Origin of the sequence: Pseudaeromonas paramecii (assembly GCF_039540575.1) — a bacterium.
GTDB classification, from domain to species: Bacteria; Pseudomonadota; Gammaproteobacteria; order Enterobacterales; family Aeromonadaceae; genus Pseudaeromonas; species Pseudaeromonas paramecii.
Genome location: NZ_BAABFC010000036.1, coordinates 1 through 518, shown reverse-complemented (window position 1 = coordinate 518; position 518 = coordinate 1). Strand labels below are relative to the sequence as shown.

Genomic DNA, 518 nt, shown 5'->3' with positions numbered 1-518 from the left:
TCCCGTTATCCGGGATGAGGACAGTGTCTGGTGGGTAGTTTGACTGGGGCGGTCTCCTCCCAAAGAGTAACGGAGGAGCACGAAGGTTGGCTAATCCTGGTCGGACATCAGGAGGTTAGTGCAATGGCATAAGCCAGCTTAACTGCGAGACGGACAGGTCGAGCAGGTGCGAAAGCAGGTCATAGTGATCCGGTGGTTCTGAATGGAAGGGCCATCGCTCAACGGATAAAAGGTACTCCGGGGATAACAGGCTGATACCGCCCAAGAGTTCATATCGACGGCGGTGTTTGGCACCTCGATGTCGGCTCATCACATCCTGGGGCTGAAGTTGGTCCCAAGGGTATGGCTGTTCGCCATTTAAAGTGGTACGCGAGCTGGGTTCAGAACGTCGTGAGACAGTTCGGTCCCTATCTGCCGTGGGCGTTGGATGATTGAAGGGAGTTGCTCCTAGTACGAGAGGACCGGAGTGAACGAACCTCTGGTGTTCGGGTTGTCATGCCAATGGCACTGCCCGGTAG

Annotated in this window: 1 rRNA gene; it reads left to right on the top strand. The window is 55.6% G+C overall.

Features of this window, described 5'->3' with window-relative positions:
* A 23S ribosomal RNA gene (locus tag ABD847_RS16820) occupies positions 1–518 on the top strand; the annotation flags it as partial.